The organism is Rhizobium sp. 42MFCr.1, from assembly GCF_000377185.1.
Taxonomy (GTDB): Bacteria; Pseudomonadota; Alphaproteobacteria; order Rhizobiales; family Rhizobiaceae; genus Rhizobium; species Rhizobium altiplani.
In genome coordinates, this window is sequence record NZ_KB897819.1 from 65313 (window position 1) to 82047 (window position 16735).

Genomic DNA, 16735 nt, shown 5'->3' on the forward strand with positions numbered 1-16735 from the left:
GACGCGATCACATTGCGCAATGGCGCATCTTCTTTTGTGAACAGTGCGTTGCCGGGCAGGCTGATTTCGCGGATGCCGGTCAGGCGGCTATAGTCCCGGGCAAGTTGAACCCTTCGAGAGGATGCCATGTCGATCCGTCCCGTAAAGCATATGAGCACCGCAACTCCGACGATGGAGGGCGCCGGCGTGAAGCTGCATCGCGTCTTCGGCTTCGGGGATCCGTCAATGACCGACCCGTTCCTTATGATGGACGATTTCCGCAATGACAATCCGGCCGAATACATCCGTGGCTTTCCCTGGCATCCGCATCGCGGCATCGAGACGATCACATACGTGCTCGCCGGCACGGTCGAGCACGGCGACAGCCTCGGCAATCGCGGCCTGCTCGGCGCCGGCGACATCCAGTGGATGACGGCCGGCAGCGGCATCATGCACCAGGAAATGCCGAAGGGCGATTTCGCCGGACGGATGCACGGCTTCCAGCTTTGGGCCAACCTGCCCTCGTCGCTAAAGATGACGGCGCCACGCTATCAGGACGTCAAATCAGCCGACATTCCTGTCGTGGTCGACGACGACGGCACTGCCGTACGCGTTATCTGCGGCGACTTTTGGGGAAAGGCGGGCCCGGTTGACGGCGTGGCTGCCGAACCGATCTATCTCGACGTCTCGGTGCCGCCGGGCAAGAAGAAGCGCCTGCCCGTCGACACCTATCGCAACGCCTTTGCCTATATCTTCGTTGGCTCCGGCACGTTCCGCGACGCCTCCAAGCCGTTTGGCGTCCGCGTCGAGAAGGAGGTCAACGGGGAGGAGTTGAACATTCGCGATATGTCCGGCAACCGCACGCTCGTCGTCTTCGACAGCGGTGATGAAGTGACCGTGCAGGCCGGCGACGAAGGCATCCGCTTTCTGCTCGTTTCGGGCAAGCCAATCGAGGAGCCGGTCGCCTGGCATGGGCCGATCGTCATGAACTCGCGAGAGGAGATCATGCAGGCGATGCGGGAACTGCAGAACGGCACCTTCATCAAGGCCGCACATTGAGCCGGCTTATCCACAGGCGCTACCACTAAATCTGTATATCGACACAACGAAACAACATTTCATTGTAAACGTTGGCGTATTCCCGACAGCGAGGAAATGAAATCGGGCATTCCTGAAGATGTGGCAGCGACTCGGCCGAGGTTTTTTCTTGCATCGCGGACGAATCATCCTACCTTCTTTCCATCGACAACAGAACGAAAGGAAGGTGATCCAATGTCTAATGAGATTTCAGACCTCGTAAAAGGCATGGAAGTGGTGATGAAAGCGAGGCAGCCCTCGCTCTAAGCCCCACCTTCCTAGGATCGCTTTGACGGTCCGGCCATTTACAGGCCAGAACTCATGGAAAGGGTCGCCTCGAGCGGCCCTTTTCATTTTCCATCACAGGATTGACGACGCCCACGATCTTGGCGTATTCGTAAAGTCATCAAATGACTTTACGAATACCGACGATGCAACCACTCGCAAAAACGAAGCTTGCCGACACGGCCATCGAGGCAATCCGCGCCGAGATATTGGGTAAGCGTTGGGCCGTTGGGGAAAAACTGCCCAACGAGGCAACGCTGTCGTCCATGCTCTCCGTCAGCCGCGGCACCATACGGGAAGCCGTCCGCGTGCTGGTGTCGCAGGGCCTTCTCGAAACCAGGCAGGGCTCCGGAACCTACGTGCTGTCTACCACCGATACGAGGCTGCCGCTCACCATGGCGCGTCGTGCCGGTCTGCGTGATCTCTTCGAGGCCCGGTGTGCACTCGATGTCGAGGCGGCGCGGCTGGCCGCGGTACGACAAACTCCGCAAACCATTGCGGAATTGAGGGCGCTTCTCGCCAAGCGGGGCAATTTCGAAGGCGGCGACAAAAGCGGCTTCGTCGAACGCGACCTTGCCTTCCACCAAGCCGTCATTGCGGCTTCCGGCAACCGCGCGATGGTTGAGATCTATCAGTTCTTCTCCGCCTCGATCGCCGAAACGATCGCGGCGACTTTGGACAATGAGATACCCGAGCCTGATCTGCAGGCGCATGCCGACATCATCGACGCGATCGCCACCGGCGATCCGCAACAGGCCGACGCGGCCGTTCGCCGCTTCATGGCTCCCATCATCAGCGCTCTCGACCGGATGCTCCATTCATGACCACCTCCCTTCAGGACTCCGCGGAGGTCTACGACCTCGCGGACGAGCAACTTATCGATGCCGAAGCCGATAGCGTTCCCCAACCACAACCCCCAGTGGGCAGCAGTGCAGCGGCACGCTTCCTTCTCGGGGTTAGTCTCGTCCTGATCGCCTTCAATCTGCGGCCGGTCTTCTCCAGCGCCTCCGCGCTGCTGCCCGAAATCAAGACGGAACTCGGCCTCTCGTCGCTCGGCGCCAGCTTGCTGACCACCCTGCCCGTCGTCTGCCTCGGTGCTTTTTCGCCAGTGGCGCCGCGGCTTGCCCAACGAATCGGAGCAGAGCGTACGCTTCTGGGGGTACTGCTCCTGCTGGCCCTCGGGACAGCGCTCCGGGGCCTTTCATCCGTTCCGCTACTGTTTATCGGCACCGCGCTCGCCGGCGCTTCCATTGCTGTCGGCAACGTGCTGCTGCCTGGCTTGGTCAAGCGTGACTTTGCCGATCGCGCCGCGCTGATGACCGGCTTCTACACGATGGCGCTCTGCGCGGGCGCGGCAAGTGCTGCGGGCTTCACGTTGCCGCTCGAGCACGTTCTCGGCGACTCGCTCTCCAGCGCACTGGCCGCCTGGGGGCTGCCCGCGCTGATCGTCGGGATCATCTGGTTGCCGCAAGTGCTGTCCACCAAGAGCCAGGTCAAGCGCAGCGGCTTTTCCGTCCAAGGACTCTGGCGAGACCGGCTGGCATGGCAGGTCACGCTCTTCATGGGCCTGCAGTCTGCTCTGGCTTATTGCGTATTCGGCTGGCTCGTTCCCATCCTGCGCGAGCGCGGCGTTGACGGTGTCACCGCGGGAGCGATCGTTTCGGTATCGGTGATGGTTCAGGCCGCGGCTTGCCTTGTAGCTCCGCAGATCGCCGTGGGGGGCAAGGATCAGCGACTGATCAACGCGTCGCTCTGTGCCGTCGCCGTCGTCGCCTTGCTCGGCCTACTGTTTGCGCCGCTCTCGACGATCTGGGTCTGGGCCGTGCTGCAGGGCATCGGCCAGGGCGGCCTGATCGCCGTCGCCATGACGACAATCGTGCTGCGCTCCCGCGATCCGCATGTGGCGGCCCATCTTTCCGGCATGGCGCAATGCGTGGGCTACCTGCTTGCGGCGATTGGCCCGCTGGTCGTCGGGCTCATCCGCGGCTGGACCGGCAGCTTTGCGTGGTCGGCCGTGCTTTTCGTCGCGCTTGGCGCCGGGGCTGCGATCAACGGCTGGAACGCCGGCCGCGCGGAATATGTGAATGCGCAGACGATCGAAAAAATGGACTAACGCCCCCCTCACCATCTGTTGATTTCTCCCGCCAGACGGCGATGTTTAGGTTACGCCTCCAATACCGCTTCCGTCGGAGGACAAGTTTTGCGTTTCCTATCCGCCATCCTGCTTGCAACAGCCTTGCTGGCGCCACTCGCACCCGCCATGTCGCAGGAGGGTCGAGGCGAACCTGCCACACGGGCCTCATCGAGCGACGGCGTACTGAAGCTGCTGCCGGAGGACTCGGTCACCCAACACGCACTGAAGATCGGCGACCGGACGCTCGACTATGTGGCCACGGCCGGAACGCTTGATCTCTTCGCGCAAGACGGCACCAAAACAGGCGCTATATTCTACACGGCCTATGTCGCCAAGAAAGGCGCCCCCGACCGCCCGCTGACCTTTGCCTTCAATGGCGGCCCCGGTGCGGCGTCGGCATTCCTGCATCTCGGCCTGATGGGGCCGCGTATCCTGGACTTCGGCCCGAAAGGCGACGATGGGGCCGACGCGAAGTTGGTCGACAACCCGCACACCTGGCTCGACTTTACTGATCTTGTTTTCATCGATCCGATCGGAACTGGCTGGAGCCGGACCGCCAAGGCCGACGACGCCTCCAAATACTACAACGTCAATTCCGACGCAGAGAGCATCGCGAAGGCGATCGCTCTTTATGTCACTCACAACAATCGATCCGGTTCGCCCAAGTATCTTCTCGGCGAGAGCTATGGCGGCTTTCGCGCCGCCAAGGTGGCCGGCGCCCTGAAGGACAGCCAGGGCATTATCGTCTCGGGCGCGATCATGCTTTCGCCGCTGCTCGAGGGGCAACTGATGTTCAATGCTGATCAGTTTGCGCTCGGCGCGGCACTCGAATTCCCCTCGCTTGCAGCAGCGCATATGGACAGACGCAGCGCTTTCGATGAAGGGCAACAGCGCGATGCGGAGAAATTTGCGCTTGGCGACTATCTCACGACACTCGCCGGCCCGACGCCAACAGGCGAAGCCGCTAAGGCCTTTTACGAGAAAATTGCCGGCATGACCGGGATCCCCTCAGATGTCGTTGAGAAGAACCGTGGCTTCCTCGGAAATGCTTACGCCAAGCAATCAGAAGGGCAGGACGGGCGCGTTGTCAGCCCTTACGACGCGGCGTTCTCGACGCCCGATCCTTATCCGGAATCAAACTCCGATCGCGGCGACGACGCCATCCTCGACGGCTTCACCCGTGCCTATGGCGGGGCCTTCGCCGACTATGCGCGCAGTGAACTCGGATTCAAGACCGAGATGACCTATTCGCTGCTCGACAGCGATATCAATCGCAAGTGGGAATGGGGCGGGCGTGGCGGCGGTTCCATGCGGCAGGCGAGCGTTACCGACGATATCCGCCAGCTTCTCGCCTCCAATCCGAAATTCCGCCTGCTGATCGCCCATGGCTATAGCGATCTCGTGACGCCCTATGGGGTGAGCCGCTATGTTGTCGACCACCTGCCGGCGTCGCTTGCCGGCGAGCGCGTGGCGCTGAAGGTTTATCGTGGCGGCCACATGTTCTATACGCGGGCCGACCAGCGCGCTGCCTTCACCGCCGGGGCCAGGGCCTTCTTCGCCGGACGTTCCGCTGCAATGCCGGCTGAATGAACTGGTATCCAACGCGAAAACCTGAGATTTTCTCGCGTTTTACGCCAAAATGGGTTGCCTTCGGCCGATGCCGACATAGGTAAGTCACCATGTCATACCCCAGTAAGCCATTTCCTGCCACGATGCCGCAACCGGCCTCGGGGCAGACGGAATTGCTGAGCGCCCTTTCGTCCTCCCCTCAAGACTGCGCTCTTTTTCTCGATATCGATGGGACCGTGCTTGACCTGGCCGAGATGCCGGACGCGATTGTCGTGCCGCCGTCTTTGCCGGCGGCGCTTGACGCGGTCTCGCGAAGGCTTGGCGGTGCGCTTGCCTTGGTAACAGGGCGAGCGCTTGCCTATGCCGACGCGCTGTTTGCGCCATTTCGTTTTCCGATCGCCGGCTTACACGGCGCCGAACTCCGTCGACCGGACGGCAGCGTCGCGAAAGCCGAGACCACTGGCGCATTCGAAGCGATGAAAGCGGATCTTCGCAGGGCGGCTGAAAGCCTGGACGGTGTCATCGTGGAAGACAAAGGCGCCGCCGTTGCCGCTCACTATCGCCTTGTGCCGCAGAGGCAGGCAGAGGTGGAGCCGATCATGGAGGCGATGCTGTCCAAGGTAGGGCCCGACTGGACCTTGCAGCGCGGCAAGATGGTTCTCGAAATCCGACCGGCCAGCGCCGACAAAGGTCAGGCCATAGAGGCGTTTCTTTCGATGCCGCCATTTGCCGGCAGGCGTCCGATCACCATCGGTGACGACGTCACGGATGAGGCGATGTTCCGTGTCGCCAATCGCCAGGGCGGCCTCTCCGTTCGGGTCGGCTCGCCCTCCGACACCACCGCCGCCTTGACGCTGCCTTCGGCGTCGGCGGTGCGGGAACTGATCGCGCAGCTCGCCGTTTGATCCCAAGCACCACGTGCTGCCCTCCCAGGAAAGGAATTTTCGTGTCCCGTCTCGTCATCGTTTCCAATCGCGTGCCAGCTCCCGTGAAGGAGGGCGCAGCCTCGGCCGGCGGACTGGCGGTGGCGTTGAAGGCGGCGCTAGAAGAACGCGGCGGTATCTGGATGGGTTGGTCCGGCAAGTCGAGCGAAAACAACGAGCCCGGCCCGCTCTCCCTGACGGAGGAAGGCAAGATCACCTATGCACTGACCGATCTCACCGGCAAGGACGTCGAGGAATACTACTTCGGCTTCGCCAATCGCGTGCTTTGGCCGATCTGTCACTATCGGCTGGACCTTGCGGAATACGGCCGCAAGGAGATGGCGGGATATTTCCGCGTCAATCGCTTCTTCGCGCATCGGCTGGCGCCGTTGCTAAAGCCTGACGACATCATCTGGGTACATGACTACCATCTGATTCCGCTGGCCGCGGAATTGCGGCAGATGGGCTTCAAGAACCGCATCGGCTTTTTCCTGCACATTCCCTGGCCGCCCGCCGATGTGCTCTACACCATGCCGGTTCACGAGGAGATCATGCACGGACTTGCGGCCTACGATCTTGTCGGCTTCCAGACGGACCACGATCTGGAGAACTTCGCCGGCTGCCTTCGCCGCGAGGATATGGGCGATGCCATCGGCGACGGCCGCTTCACGGCGAATGGTAAGGTCTTCAAGGGCGGAGCCTACGGCATCAGCATCGAGACGGCCGCCTTTGCCGAGTTCGCCAAGAGGGCCGGCAGCCATCACATGGTGCAGAGGGCGCGGCAGAGCATCAAGGACCGCGACCTGATCATCGGCGTCGATCGGCTGGATTACTCCAAGGGCATCACGCAGCGGCTGGATGCCTTCGAGCGCTTCGTCGTCAACAATCCGGCCCACCAGCGCAAGGTCACCTATCTCCAGATCACCCCGAAATCGCGGTCGGAGGTGCCGGAATACGAACAGATGCAACGCACCGTCGCGGAGCAGGCAGGCCGCGTCAACGGTGCCTTGGGAACCGTGGACTGGGTGCCGGTCCGCTATATCAACCGCTCCGTCAGCCGCCCAATCCTCGCCGGTCTCTATCGGCTCGCCAAAGTCGGACTGGTCACGCCGCTTCGCGACGGCATGAACCTCGTGGCAAAGGAATATGTCGCAGCGCAGGACCCGGAAGATCCCGGCGTTCTGGTGCTCTCCCGCTTTGCAGGCGCGGCGCGCGAATTGAAGAGCGGCGCGCTGCTGGTCAATCCCTATGATATCGAAGGAACGGCCAACGCGCTGGCGCGCGCCCTGAACATGCCGATGGAAGAGCGCCGCGAGCGCTGGCAGCGGATGATGGACTATCTGCTTGAGCACGACGTGTCGCGCTGGTGCGACGACTTCCTCAATGACCTGGCTGCCTGAGCGCGAGTTCAGACGATTCCCGCCTCTGCCATAAGCCATGCCGTGAGCAGATCGCTTTGAGCGTCGCGTGTTCGCGGCGGCAACAGCCAGTAACCCCGGTCCGTCGCCTCCAGCGTCGGGCCTGCGGTTCTCAGCATCCCCGACGCGAGCAGCGGGTCGACGAGGCCCATCCATCCGATGGCAACGCCCTGCTCACCGATAGCGGCCTGCACGACCAGAGAGTATGTGTTGAAGCTCAGATCGCCCTGCCCCGCGTTAGGATTGCGACTGACCCCGAGTTGCGCGAAGTACCGCCGCCAATCGAACCAAGGCGAAGGCTCCGGCGCATCGAGATGGATCAGGCGTGCGCGGGCAAGGTCAGCCGGCGTGACGATAGCGCCATGGCGATCAAGGAAGCCCTGCGTACAGACGGGCGTGACCCTTTCCGGCAAGAGCAGAACGGCCTGGCGCTCGAACTCCGCGCGCGTACCAAAGACAACGGCAACATCGCCGTCATCAGAGCGGCCGCCCTGCACTCGCTGCGTCGCGACAATCTGAATATCGACGTTCGGGTAAAGGGCGCGGAACGCATGCATGCGCGGAATCAGCCATAGCGCGGAAAACGCATAATCCGTGCGCAACCGGATGATCGGCCGATCTGCTTCGTTGCGGAATCGCCGCGCCAGTTCATCGATGTCGCTGACACTCTTTGCCACGACATCGAGGAGACGCTGGCCTTCCGGCGTCAACTCCACTCCCCGATGCTGCCGCTTCAACAGGCTGACGCCGAGTTGCTCCTCCAAACGACGGATCTGATAGCTCACGGCCGGCTGAGTCAGGCCAAGAACACTTGCCGCCGCCGACAGGCTCCCAGTCTTGCCAATTTCCGCGAAGATGCGCATCCACCCAAGATCGAGACGACGGCTTTCCATAAAAATTCCTTAGAGGAGACGTCAAAAAATGCCTACTTCACAGGTCATGCGATATTGATAATCAATAAATCAAACAGATGGCAAACGTGAGGGATTCTCGAACTCTAAGCAGTCGATGCCAACTAGAAGACCTCCGCAGACGCGGCTAAGTTCCCGCTCTCGCAAACTGAAGGACGATACGCATGGCGCGCCCGAATATTCTCATTCTGATGGTCGATCAGTTCAATGGCACGCTGTTTCCAGACGGACCGGCTGATTTTCTTCACGCGCCTCATCTGAAGGCCCTGGCAGCGCGTTCGGTGCGCTTCGCCAACACCTATACGGCAAGTCCGCTTTGCGCCCCGGCACGGGCATCCTTCATGTCCGGGCAGTTGCCGAGCCGGACTCGCGTTTATGACAATGCCGCCGAGTTTGCGTCCGATATCCCGACCTTCGCGCACCACCTGCGGGCGGCGGGCTATCATACCGCCCTGTCGGGAAAGATGCATTTCGTCGGCCCCGACCAGCTGCATGGCTTCGAGGAACGTCTGACGACCGACATCTATCCCGCCGATTTCGGCTGGACGCCTGACTACACCAAGCCCGGCGAGCGCATCGACTGGTGGTACCACAATCTCGGCTCGGTGACGGGTGCCGGCGTTGCAGAAATCACCAATCAGATGGAGTATGATGACGAGGTCGCCTACAACGCGACCCGCAAGCTCTACGACCTCTCGCGCCGTCACGACGACCGCCCCTGGTGCCTGACGGTGAGCTTCACGCATCCGCACGACCCCTATGTCGCGCGCCGCAAGTACTGGGACCTCTACGAGAATTCCCCAGCGCTGGATCCTGAGGTCGGCACAATTCCGTTCGACGAGCAGGATCCGCACTCGCAGCGTCTGTTGAAAGCCTGTGACTATGATGCCTTCGACATCACGCCGGAACAGATCCGGCGCGCGCGACAGGGCTACTTCGCCAGTATCTCCTACATCGACGACAAGATCGGCGAGATCCTTGACGTGCTCGAGCGCGGGCGGATGGCGGACAATACGATCGTTCTGTTCGTTTCCGACCACGGCGACATGCTTGGCGACCGCGGCCTCTGGTTCAAGATGTGCTTTTTCGACGGTTCATCGCGGGTGCCTCTGACGATCGCGGCGCTGGGCTGGACACCGGCCTCTATCCGGCAACCTGTCTCGACGCTTGATGTGACCCCGACGCTGGCGGCACTGGCGGGCATCGACATTGCCAAGCTGGCGCCATGGACGGATGGCGAGGACCTGACGCCACTTGCAACAGGCACTGGCGGTCGTGGCCCGGTGCCCATGGAGTATGCCGCGGAAGGGTCGGAAGCGCCGCTCGTCTGCCTGCGGGATGGCCGCTTCAAGCTGACGCTCTGCGACAAGGACCCGCCGATGCTGTTTGATCTGGAGGCGGACCCGAAAGAGCTGATCAACCTCGCCGGCGATACCGGGTATGCCGACGTCCTGGCGAAGCTCACAGCCCTGGCCGAGAAACGCTGGAACCTGCAGAATTTCGATGCCGCCGTGCGCGAAAGCCAGGCACGCCGCTGGGTGGTCTACGAAGCGTTGCGGAATGGGGCGTACTACCCTTGGGACTACCAGCCACTGCAGAAGGCGTCAGAGCGTTACATGCGCAACCACATGGATCTGAACGTACTGGAGGAAAGCCAGCGCTACCCGCGCGGCGAGTAAATTGCAGCAGCACACCTCAGCCACCACACTCCGCACGCAAAACAGGAGGCTTCGATGCAGATCAGTGCACGCAATCGCTTGAAGGGAAAGATCGTCGAGGTGAAGAAGGGTGCGACCACGGCGCACGTCCGGATCGATATCGGCGGCGGCTCCATCGTCACGGCCTCAATCACCAACGAAGCGGTCGATGAACTCGGGCTTGCCGCAGGCGGCGACGCCTATGCGGTCATCAAGGCCTCTGATGTCATGATCGCCGTCGACTGACCGTCAGGCTTTCCTGCAATAATGTGCTACGTCGTCGCCGGTCTGGAAATCGCCAGGCTGCGGCGGCGCGATCGGCTTGAACAGCGTGCGATCGGGCTTCAGATCGAGAAGCGGAGTCCCATCCAGGCAATCCATCCCCCGCACCAGCAAGACGCCGTCTTCGACCCCTTCCAGCTTGACGATCGAGGTACCGATCGGATTTGGCCGCACCGGCGAGCGAAGCGAAAACGTGCCATGGACTTTTCCGCTATTGGCGGGGCTTTGCAGAACAAGATCGCGCCGCGCCCGATCCAGCCAATAAAGTATTTCCAGCCGCTCGAAGGCTTCCACGCCCCTGAGAGCCTGTCTCCAAGGCTCGAATATCTCGATTTTGCAGAGCGGACCGTCGTGCCGCCCCTGGCGCGGTGTCTCCATGCGCGAGGTCCAGGGCGTCGAGACGCCCGATGAACACTAGGCCAGCGTCGGTCGCCGGGGGCACTTCAACCGCGACCTCATTTTCCCTGATTTCATTCTCGCGAACCATGAACCGCTCCCTTTCGGAACGGCATCATGGCAGATCGTTGTATCCAATCCAATATCACGCCGCCTTGACGGCGTGATATTCCTTGAGGGCGGCCATCTTGATCGCCGGATAGCGCTCGGCCTCGTAACGCAGCGAGAAGCTGTCCTGCGCCAGGAACACCGGATCATGATCCAGATCCCGCGCGATATCGCCGCGACGCGCGGTGATGAACTTTTCGAGCTCCGCCGGCTGATCGGCCGAAATCCAGCGGCAGACGGAAAAGCGCGACATTTCAAAGGAAACCGGCAGGCCATATTCGGCCATCAGGCGCTCCTTCAGAACATCGAGCTGCAGGGCGCCGACAACGCCAACGATAGCCGGCGAACCATCTTCCGGCGAAAACAGCTGGACAACGCCTTCTTCAGCCATCTGTTGCAGCGCTTCCTTGAGCTTCTTCGCCTTCATGGCGTCTTCCAGACGTACGCGGCGCAGGATTTCCGGCGAGAAGTTCGGCACGCCCTGGAACACCAGCGACTCTCCTTCCGTCAGCGTATCGCCGATGCGCAGCGTGCCGTGGTTGGGAATGCCGACGACGTCGCCGGCGTAGGCCGTATCGGCCAGCTGGCGCTGCGAGGCGAAGAAGAACTGCGGCGCGGTGAGACCGAGCTGTTTGCCGGTACGCGACAGGCGAGCCTTCATGCCGCGCTCGAGCTTGCCGGAGCAGATGCGGGCAAAGGCGATGCGGTCGCGATGGTTCGGGTCCATGTTGGCCTGGATCTTGAAGACGAAGGCGGTCATCTTGTTGTCGGTCGCCTGCACGGTGCGGATATCGGCCACCTGGTCGCGCGGCGGCGGCGCAAACTCGCCGAGCGCGTCAATGAGGTCGCGAACGCCGAAATTGCGCAGCGCCGAACCAAAGAAAACCGGCGTCAGATGGCCTTCGAGGAAGGCCTTCTTGTCGAAGGGTTTGCAGGCCTCGATCGCCAGCGTCGTCTCCTCGACGAACGCGTCGCGCTCGTTTTCCGGCAAGCGATGGGCAACCATCTCGGGATCGGTGACCTTCGTCATGATCTCCTGCGTGTCGGCACCGCGCACCTCGTTCGTTGCGAGGTGATAGGAGCCGCAGAAGGTCTTCGACCGTCCGATCGGCCACGTCACCGGCGCGCAATCGAGCGCCAGCTTTTCCTCGACTTCATCCAGGATTTCGAACGGGTCGCGGCTTTCGCGGTCCATCTTGTTGATGAAGGTGATGATCGGAATGTCGCGCATGCGGCAGACTTCGAACAGCTTCAGCGTCCGCGGCTCGATACCTTTGGCGGCGTCAATCACCATGACCGCGGCATCGACGGCCGTCAGCGTGCGATAGGTGTCGTCGGCGAAGTCTTCGTGGCCGGGCGTATCGAGAATGTTGAAGACATTGTCCTTGTACTCGAACGTCATGACCGAGGTGACGACGGAAATGCCGCGCTCACGCTCGATCTTCATCCAGTCGGAGCGCGTCTGCATGCGATCCTTCTTTGCCTTGACTTCGCCGGCAAGCTGGATGGCGCCGCCGAACAGCAGCAGTTTTTCGGTGAGCGTGGTCTTACCCGCGTCCGGGTGCGCGATAATAGCGAATGTGCGGCGGCGGGAGACCGCCTCGGCGAGACTTTCGGCCATGATGTGAATCCTGTGGAATTGCGGCGTATCTAGCGATTAAAGCCCGTCATTGCAATTGACCTTGGCGCATCGGGCGCAAACTAATGCCCCATGACAATCCATACCGATACGCGCCCGACTCTCAACATCATCCGCCTCGCCAATGGCCAGGGCCTCGATCTGCCCACTTACGAAAGCAAGGGGGCGGCCGGCATGGACCTGCGCGCCGCCGTTGATGCCGACGCGCCGACCATTCTACAGCCTGGCAAGCGTGCGCTGGTGCCGACGGGCTTCGTCTTCGAAATTCCGGAAGGATTCGAGGGCCAGGTACGCCCGCGCTCCGGCCTTGCCTTCAAGCACGGCCTCACCTGCCTCAATACGCCGGGAACGATCGACAGCGACTATCGCGGCGAGGTAAAAGTCCTGTTGATCAATCTCGGCGAAGAGCCGTTTGAGATCACAAGGGGCATGCGCATCGCGCAGATGGTGATTGCGCCGGCAATCCAGGCCCATATCTGCGAAATCTCCGAGGCGAGTGCCACGGCGCGCGGCGCTGGTGGCTTCGGCTCGACCGGCGTATGACCTCCAAGGGTATCGATCATTCCGGCCTGACCTTCCGCCTAGACTATTTCGGCGACCTCAAGGCCTGGCAGGCACTGGTCGATCTCCTGAAGGACACATTCGCTATCGATATCGGCCCGTTGCAGCAAATGGGCGGGCCGGACCCGAGCAGCATGCCCTTCGGCTGGTTTGACGGCGATGGCCTGCTTGCCGCCAATCTTTCGGCCTTTGCAATGCCGCTTGTTATCAACGGTCGACCGCTGAATGCTGCCGCCTTCCAGTCCGGTGCGGTTCGCCCGCCTTGGCGTGGGCGCGGCTTGTATCGCGACCCGACCCAAAAGGCGCTCGCCTGGTGCGAGGAGAAGGGTTTCGAAGCCATCGTGCTCTACACCGACAAGCCGGCGCTCTATGGACCTTACGGCTTTCGCGTGCTGCCGCTGCACGCTTATTCCGGCAAGGCACCGACGGTACCGAAAGCACAGAGGTCGGCCCGGCGTCTCAATCCGCGAGAAACGGCAGACCTGAAGATGTTAAGCGCCGCCTTGAAGACGCGTCAGCCGGTCTCGGACGTGCTCGCCGTTTGCGAGAGCGCCGCGATGTTTCTGATCAACACCCAGCTCGATCCTGGCGTCAGGATCAGCTGGCTGGAACGGGAACGGGTCGCAGTTGCATGGAAGATGGACGCGCCGCGACATGTCATGCTGCTCGACGTCGTCGGCGGCAGTATCCCGTCGCTCGCGACGATCATTGGTGCACTCGACGTCGAGGCTGAGATCGTCGATGTGCTGTTTTGCCCGGACAAGCTTGACTGGAGTGGACAGGCGAAGCCTCTTGAGAGCCACACGCGTCTGATGATCCGAGCGCCCGGCACCATCGCCTTCGATCGACCAGCCATGCTCTCGCCGATGGCCGACTTCTGAGCTACCGCTCGCGCGAAAGCGGAGGCAGACGCCGCTTGACCGGCGATGCCTTGACCATCGAGGTGCTTGTTTCGGCCTTCTCCGCAACCTTGTCGAGGATCGTGTCGAGCTGCGGCATCGAGCGGACGACGAGCCGGGCAATGAAACAGTCATCTCCCGTCACCTTGTCGCATTCCACGAACTGAGGCGTCTCCTGGATGATCCGCTGAACGACATGCAATTGCCCGGGCAGCGGCCGAACGCGCACGATCGCCTGCAGCGGATATCCAAGCGCGGCCGGGTCGATGTCGATCGTGAAGGCGGCGATGATCCCGCGCTCTTCCAGGCGGCGGAGGCGTTCAGCGGCACTGGGCGAGGACAGCCCGGCAGCCTGGGCCAGTTCCTTCAACGAGATGCGGGCGTTCTCCGCCAACGCCTCCAGGATCTTCTGGTCGACATCGTCGATCACATTATCATTAGGCAAAACAGACATTATCCCTCACAATGACAGGAAAGATCCGCAACTAACCTAATGCAAACTATATAATGCAGCGCACTGCCGCAATAGTCTTCATCCATCGAGATGGAGAGATGTGATGCAGAGCGAAATCCGCGCCGGCACGACCCAAATGACCGCCGCAATGCTGATATCGGGGACAATCGGTTGGTTCGTGGTGATGTCCGGCCAGCCGGTGAGCGGCGTGGTGTTCTGGCGCTGCCTCTTTGGCGCGATCAGCCTGCTTGTCGTATGCGCGGCAATGGGGCTGCTGCGACCGGGCGTCATCAGCCTGAAATCGGCAGGCATCGCTGTCCTCGGCGGCGTGGCCATCGTGCTCAACTGGTTGCTGCTCTTTGCATCCTACGGCCACGCATCGATTTCGATCGCGACGACCGTCTACAACACGCAGCCTTTCATGCTGCTTGCGCTGGGCGCCCTGTTCCTCGGCGAAAAGATCACCGCCGCAAAGCTGTTTTGGCTGACGCTGGCCTTTGCCGGCATGGCGGCCATCGTCGAGGCCAAGCCGGCCGCGGCGGGTGGCCATGAGGGATATGGCCTCGGTATCCTGCTGGCGCTCGGTGCCGCCTTTTTCTACGCTCTCGCGGCGATCGCGGCAAAATGGCTCAAAGGAACGCCGCCGCATCTTATCGCGCTGATCCAGGTGGCGACCGGCGTGCTGATGTTGCTGCCGACGGTGAATTTTTCTGAGCTGCCCACAAATGGCCAGTCATGGTCGATCCTGATTACCCTGGGTGTCGTGCATACCGGTCTGATGTATGTGCTGCTTTATGGCGCGATCCAGAAGCTGCCGATCCATCTGATCGGAGCGCTGTCATTCATCTATCCGATTGCGGCGATCCTGGTGGACCGTTTGGCCTTCGGACACGCCTTGCAGCCGCTGCAGCTCGTCGGCGCTGCCGTCATTCTGGTCGCTGCGGCCGGAATGAACCTTGGCTGGACGCCCGCGCAGCTGTTGCGTACGCGGGCGGGCTGATGATTTAGAGCCTTTCAGGTTTAAAGGACCGGCTACTTCTGCTGCCGGGTCGTTTCGAACAGGAACCAGGTGCGGCGCTCAGCCTCGTCGATCCAGACCTCCAGCAGGCTTGTCGTCGCAAAATCATTATGCTCTGAGCAGACATCGTGCGTCTCGCGCAACAGCGAGACCAGCTGCTTGTTGTCATCACGCAGTTCCGCCAGCATGTCCTCAGGCGTGACGTAGTCTGCATCGTTGTCGTTGATGCGTTGCAGGCGGCCGATATGGCCGATCGAGCGCAGTGTCGTGCCGCCGATTTTGCGGGCGCGCTCGGCGATCGCATCGGTGGTGGCGAAGATCTGCTCGGCCTGCTCGTCGAGCATCAGGTGATAGTCGCGAAAATGCGGCCCCGACATGTGCCAGTGGAAATTCTTGGTCTTCATGTAGAGCGCAAAGACATCCGCCAGCAGCGCCGCCAGGGCGGCCGAAATATCCTGAATGGCATTGCTTTTCAGGTCGGTGGGGGTGGCGAGCGGGGCGAGTTTGCGCTTTTCGGCGGCAGTGGGGCTCATCAGTGTCTCCTTTGGCGAGCGGCGGGTGGCAGGTGTCGGCGCGGTGGGGGGATGCAGGCTCCACCAGCCATAATCACCGCCTTGGAACTAGAACCGCGACAGGCAGCGTCAATAGCGACAAGCGACCGCAGCATGATGACAGAACGACGCTCCTTGAATGGAGCGAGCCGCAGGCGTAGAAGGCGGCTGAAGCAGGAGTCCACATCATGTCATTCACCGCCCTTTTAGCTTACGCTGCGGCGCTGTTCATCGCGGCGGCAATTCCGGGACCGGGCATCACGGCGATCGTCGCGCGCGCGCTCGGTTCGAATTTTCGCGAGACGTTTTTCATGGGCCTCGGCCTCGTGCTGGGCGACATGACCTATCTGACTGCCGTCATCCTCGGGCTCGCCTTCGTGGCACAGACCTTCACCGAGGTCTTCATCGTCATCAAGGTCGCCGGTGCGCTCTATCTCTGCTACATCGCCTACAAGCTATGGACCGCCGGGCTGCTGCCCCAGGACATCGCGGCCAAGAAGGCAAGCAGTGCCGGCATGAGCTTCCTGTCCGGACTGCTGGTCACGCTCGGCAACCCCAAGACCATGCTTTTCTACGTCGCCCTGGTGCCGACGCTGATTAATATCAACAGCGTCGGACCTCGCGAATACTGCACCCTCCTGGCAACCACCTTCGTCGTCCTGCTCGTGGTTCTGGTGCCCTATATGCTGCTGGCGTCGCGGGCGCGCATCATGCTCAAGCAGCCGCGCGCGCTGCAGGCGCTGAACAAGACAGCGGCAGGCATTCTGGCCGGTACGGCAGCCTTTATCGCCACCCGTACGGCGTGAAAAATTCAACCGGCAAAGTTCGGTTCTT

General features: G+C 61.6%; 16 protein-coding genes and 1 pseudogene. 12 read left to right on the forward strand and 5 right to left on the reverse strand.

The annotated features are described in order from the left end of the window. Nucleotides 1-126 precede the first annotated feature (126 nt). The 6 genes from C934_RS0102615 to otsA all read left to right on the forward strand — a co-directional run bounded on the left by C934_RS0102615 (nucleotide 127) and on the right by otsA (nucleotide 7367). Nucleotides 127-1038, forward strand: a complete 912-nt coding sequence (locus C934_RS0102615) for a pirin family protein (protein ID WP_018855156.1) — start codon at nucleotides 127-129, stop codon at nucleotides 1036-1038. A 449-nt stretch (nucleotides 1039-1487) separates the two neighbouring features. Further along, on the forward strand, nucleotides 1488-2165 hold the full coding sequence (locus C934_RS0102620; protein ID WP_018116802.1) for a FadR/GntR family transcriptional regulator: 678 nt from the start codon (nucleotides 1488-1490) through the stop codon (nucleotides 2163-2165). Then, nucleotides 2162-3454, forward strand: coding sequence for a CynX/NimT family MFS transporter (locus C934_RS0102625; RefSeq protein ID WP_018855157.1), 1293 nt, complete (start codon nucleotides 2162-2164; stop codon nucleotides 3452-3454). The genes C934_RS0102620 and C934_RS0102625 overlap by 4 nt, the downstream gene beginning before the upstream one ends. Before the next feature lie 147 nt (nucleotides 3455-3601). After that, a complete protein-coding gene (locus tag C934_RS0102630; protein WP_198011795.1) occupies nucleotides 3602-5065 on the forward strand; it encodes a S10 family peptidase in 1464 nt (487 codons plus the stop codon). Nucleotides 5066-5154: 89 nt separating this feature from the next. Then, nucleotides 5155-5949: a trehalose-phosphatase gene (gene otsB / locus C934_RS0102635; protein WP_026371517.1), complete on the forward strand. Its 795-nt coding sequence runs from the start codon at nucleotides 5155-5157 to the stop codon at nucleotides 5947-5949. Between the two features lie 41 nt (nucleotides 5950-5990). Further along, on the forward strand, nucleotides 5991-7367 hold the full coding sequence (otsA, locus tag C934_RS0102640) for an alpha,alpha-trehalose-phosphate synthase (UDP-forming) (protein ID WP_018116806.1): 1377 nt from the start codon (nucleotides 5991-5993) through the stop codon (nucleotides 7365-7367). Between the two features lie 8 nt (nucleotides 7368-7375). Here the strand turns inward: otsA and C934_RS0102645 are convergent, their stop codons facing one another. Further along, entirely contained in the window at nucleotides 7376-8278 is a 903-nt protein-coding gene (locus C934_RS0102645; protein WP_018855160.1) for a choline sulfate utilization transcriptional regulator, read from the reverse strand. A 182-nt stretch (nucleotides 8279-8460) separates the two neighbouring features. Here C934_RS0102645 and betC point away from each other — a divergent pair, with 182 nt between their 5' ends. Then, nucleotides 8461-9975, forward strand: a complete 1515-nt coding sequence (betC, locus tag C934_RS0102650; RefSeq protein WP_018855161.1) for a choline-sulfatase — start codon at nucleotides 8461-8463, stop codon at nucleotides 9973-9975. A gap of 54 nt (nucleotides 9976-10029) precedes the next feature. Continuing rightward, nucleotides 10030-10239: a TOBE domain-containing protein gene (locus C934_RS0102655; protein WP_018855162.1), complete on the forward strand. Its 210-nt coding sequence runs from the start codon at nucleotides 10030-10032 to the stop codon at nucleotides 10237-10239. 3 nt (nucleotides 10240-10242) lie between these two features. Here C934_RS0102655 and tsaA read toward each other — a convergent pair. Further along, nucleotides 10243-10762, reverse strand: a pseudogene (gene tsaA, locus C934_RS31560) (tRNA (N6-threonylcarbamoyladenosine(37)-N6)-methyltransferase TrmO). Nucleotides 10763-10816: 54 nt separating this feature from the next. Continuing rightward, nucleotides 10817-12400, reverse strand: a complete 1584-nt coding sequence (locus C934_RS0102665) for a peptide chain release factor 3 (protein WP_018116811.1) — start codon at nucleotides 12398-12400, stop codon at nucleotides 10817-10819. A 90-nt stretch (nucleotides 12401-12490) separates the two neighbouring features. Between C934_RS0102665 and dut the strand changes: the two genes are divergently transcribed. Next, nucleotides 12491-12961, forward strand: coding sequence for a dUTP diphosphatase (gene dut / locus C934_RS0102670; protein WP_018855164.1), 471 nt, complete (start codon nucleotides 12491-12493; stop codon nucleotides 12959-12961). After that, entirely contained in the window at nucleotides 12958-13860 is a 903-nt protein-coding gene (locus C934_RS0102675; RefSeq protein WP_018855165.1) for a GNAT family N-acetyltransferase, read from the forward strand. Before dut ends, C934_RS0102675 begins: the two co-directional genes overlap by 4 nt. A gap of 1 nt (nucleotide 13861) precedes the next feature. Here C934_RS0102675 and C934_RS0102680 read toward each other — a convergent pair whose 3' ends face one another. After that, nucleotides 13862-14332: an Lrp/AsnC family transcriptional regulator gene (locus tag C934_RS0102680; RefSeq protein ID WP_192303932.1), complete on the reverse strand. Its 471-nt coding sequence runs from the start codon at nucleotides 14330-14332 to the stop codon at nucleotides 13862-13864. A 103-nt stretch (nucleotides 14333-14435) separates the two neighbouring features. On the opposite strand from C934_RS0102680, the gene C934_RS0102685 reads away from it, so the two are divergent. After that, nucleotides 14436-15332: a DMT family transporter gene (locus tag C934_RS0102685; RefSeq protein ID WP_018855167.1), complete on the forward strand. Its 897-nt coding sequence runs from the start codon at nucleotides 14436-14438 to the stop codon at nucleotides 15330-15332. Nucleotides 15333-15364: 32 nt separating this feature from the next. Here C934_RS0102685 and C934_RS0102690 read toward each other — a convergent pair whose 3' ends face one another. Further along, on the reverse strand, nucleotides 15365-15883 hold the full coding sequence (locus C934_RS0102690) for a Dps family protein (RefSeq protein ID WP_018855168.1): 519 nt from the start codon (nucleotides 15881-15883) through the stop codon (nucleotides 15365-15367). 206 nt (nucleotides 15884-16089) lie between these two features. On the opposite strand from C934_RS0102690, the gene C934_RS0102695 reads away from it, so the two are divergent. Further along, nucleotides 16090-16707 (forward strand): LysE family translocator, encoded by a 618-nt coding sequence (locus tag C934_RS0102695; RefSeq protein WP_018116817.1) that lies wholly within the window; start codon nucleotides 16090-16092, stop codon nucleotides 16705-16707. Nucleotides 16708-16735 lie beyond the last annotated feature (28 nt).

What these genes read in the sequence shown, in the direction of transcription:
- C934_RS0102615 (WP_018855156.1), top strand. Translation starts at nt 127, where the DNA reads ATGTCGATCCGTCCCGTAAAGCATATGAGCACCGCAACTCCGACGATG.
- C934_RS0102620 (WP_018116802.1), top strand. Translation starts at nt 1,488, where the DNA reads ATGCAACCACTCGCAAAAACGAAGCTTGCCGACACGGCCATCGAGGCA.
- C934_RS0102625 (WP_018855157.1), top strand. Translation starts at nt 2,162, where the DNA reads ATGACCACCTCCCTTCAGGACTCCGCGGAGGTCTACGACCTCGCGGAC.
- C934_RS0102630 (WP_198011795.1), top strand. Translation starts at nt 3,602, where the DNA reads ATGTCGCAGGAGGGTCGAGGCGAACCTGCCACACGGGCCTCATCGAGC.
- otsB (WP_026371517.1), top strand. Translation starts at nt 5,155, where the DNA reads ATGTCATACCCCAGTAAGCCATTTCCTGCCACGATGCCGCAACCGGCC.
- C934_RS0102645 (WP_018855160.1), bottom strand. Translation starts at nt 8,278, where the DNA reads ATGGAAAGCCGTCGTCTCGATCTTGGGTGGATGCGCATCTTCGCGGAA.
- betC (WP_018855161.1), top strand. Translation starts at nt 8,461, where the DNA reads ATGGCGCGCCCGAATATTCTCATTCTGATGGTCGATCAGTTCAATGGC.
- C934_RS0102655 (WP_018855162.1), top strand. Translation starts at nt 10,030, where the DNA reads ATGCAGATCAGTGCACGCAATCGCTTGAAGGGAAAGATCGTCGAGGTG.
- C934_RS0102665 (WP_018116811.1), bottom strand. Translation starts at nt 12,400, where the DNA reads ATGGCCGAAAGTCTCGCCGAGGCGGTCTCCCGCCGCCGCACATTCGCT.
- dut (WP_018855164.1), top strand. Translation starts at nt 12,491, where the DNA reads ATGACAATCCATACCGATACGCGCCCGACTCTCAACATCATCCGCCTC.
- C934_RS0102675 (WP_018855165.1), top strand. Translation starts at nt 12,958, where the DNA reads ATGACCTCCAAGGGTATCGATCATTCCGGCCTGACCTTCCGCCTAGAC.
- C934_RS0102680 (WP_192303932.1), bottom strand. Translation starts at nt 14,332, where the DNA reads ATGTCTGTTTTGCCTAATGATAATGTGATCGACGATGTCGACCAGAAG.
- C934_RS0102685 (WP_018855167.1), top strand. Translation starts at nt 14,436, where the DNA reads ATGCAGAGCGAAATCCGCGCCGGCACGACCCAAATGACCGCCGCAATG.
- C934_RS0102690 (WP_018855168.1), bottom strand. Translation starts at nt 15,883, where the DNA reads ATGAGCCCCACTGCCGCCGAAAAGCGCAAACTCGCCCCGCTCGCCACC.
- C934_RS0102695 (WP_018116817.1), top strand. Translation starts at nt 16,090, where the DNA reads ATGTCATTCACCGCCCTTTTAGCTTACGCTGCGGCGCTGTTCATCGCG.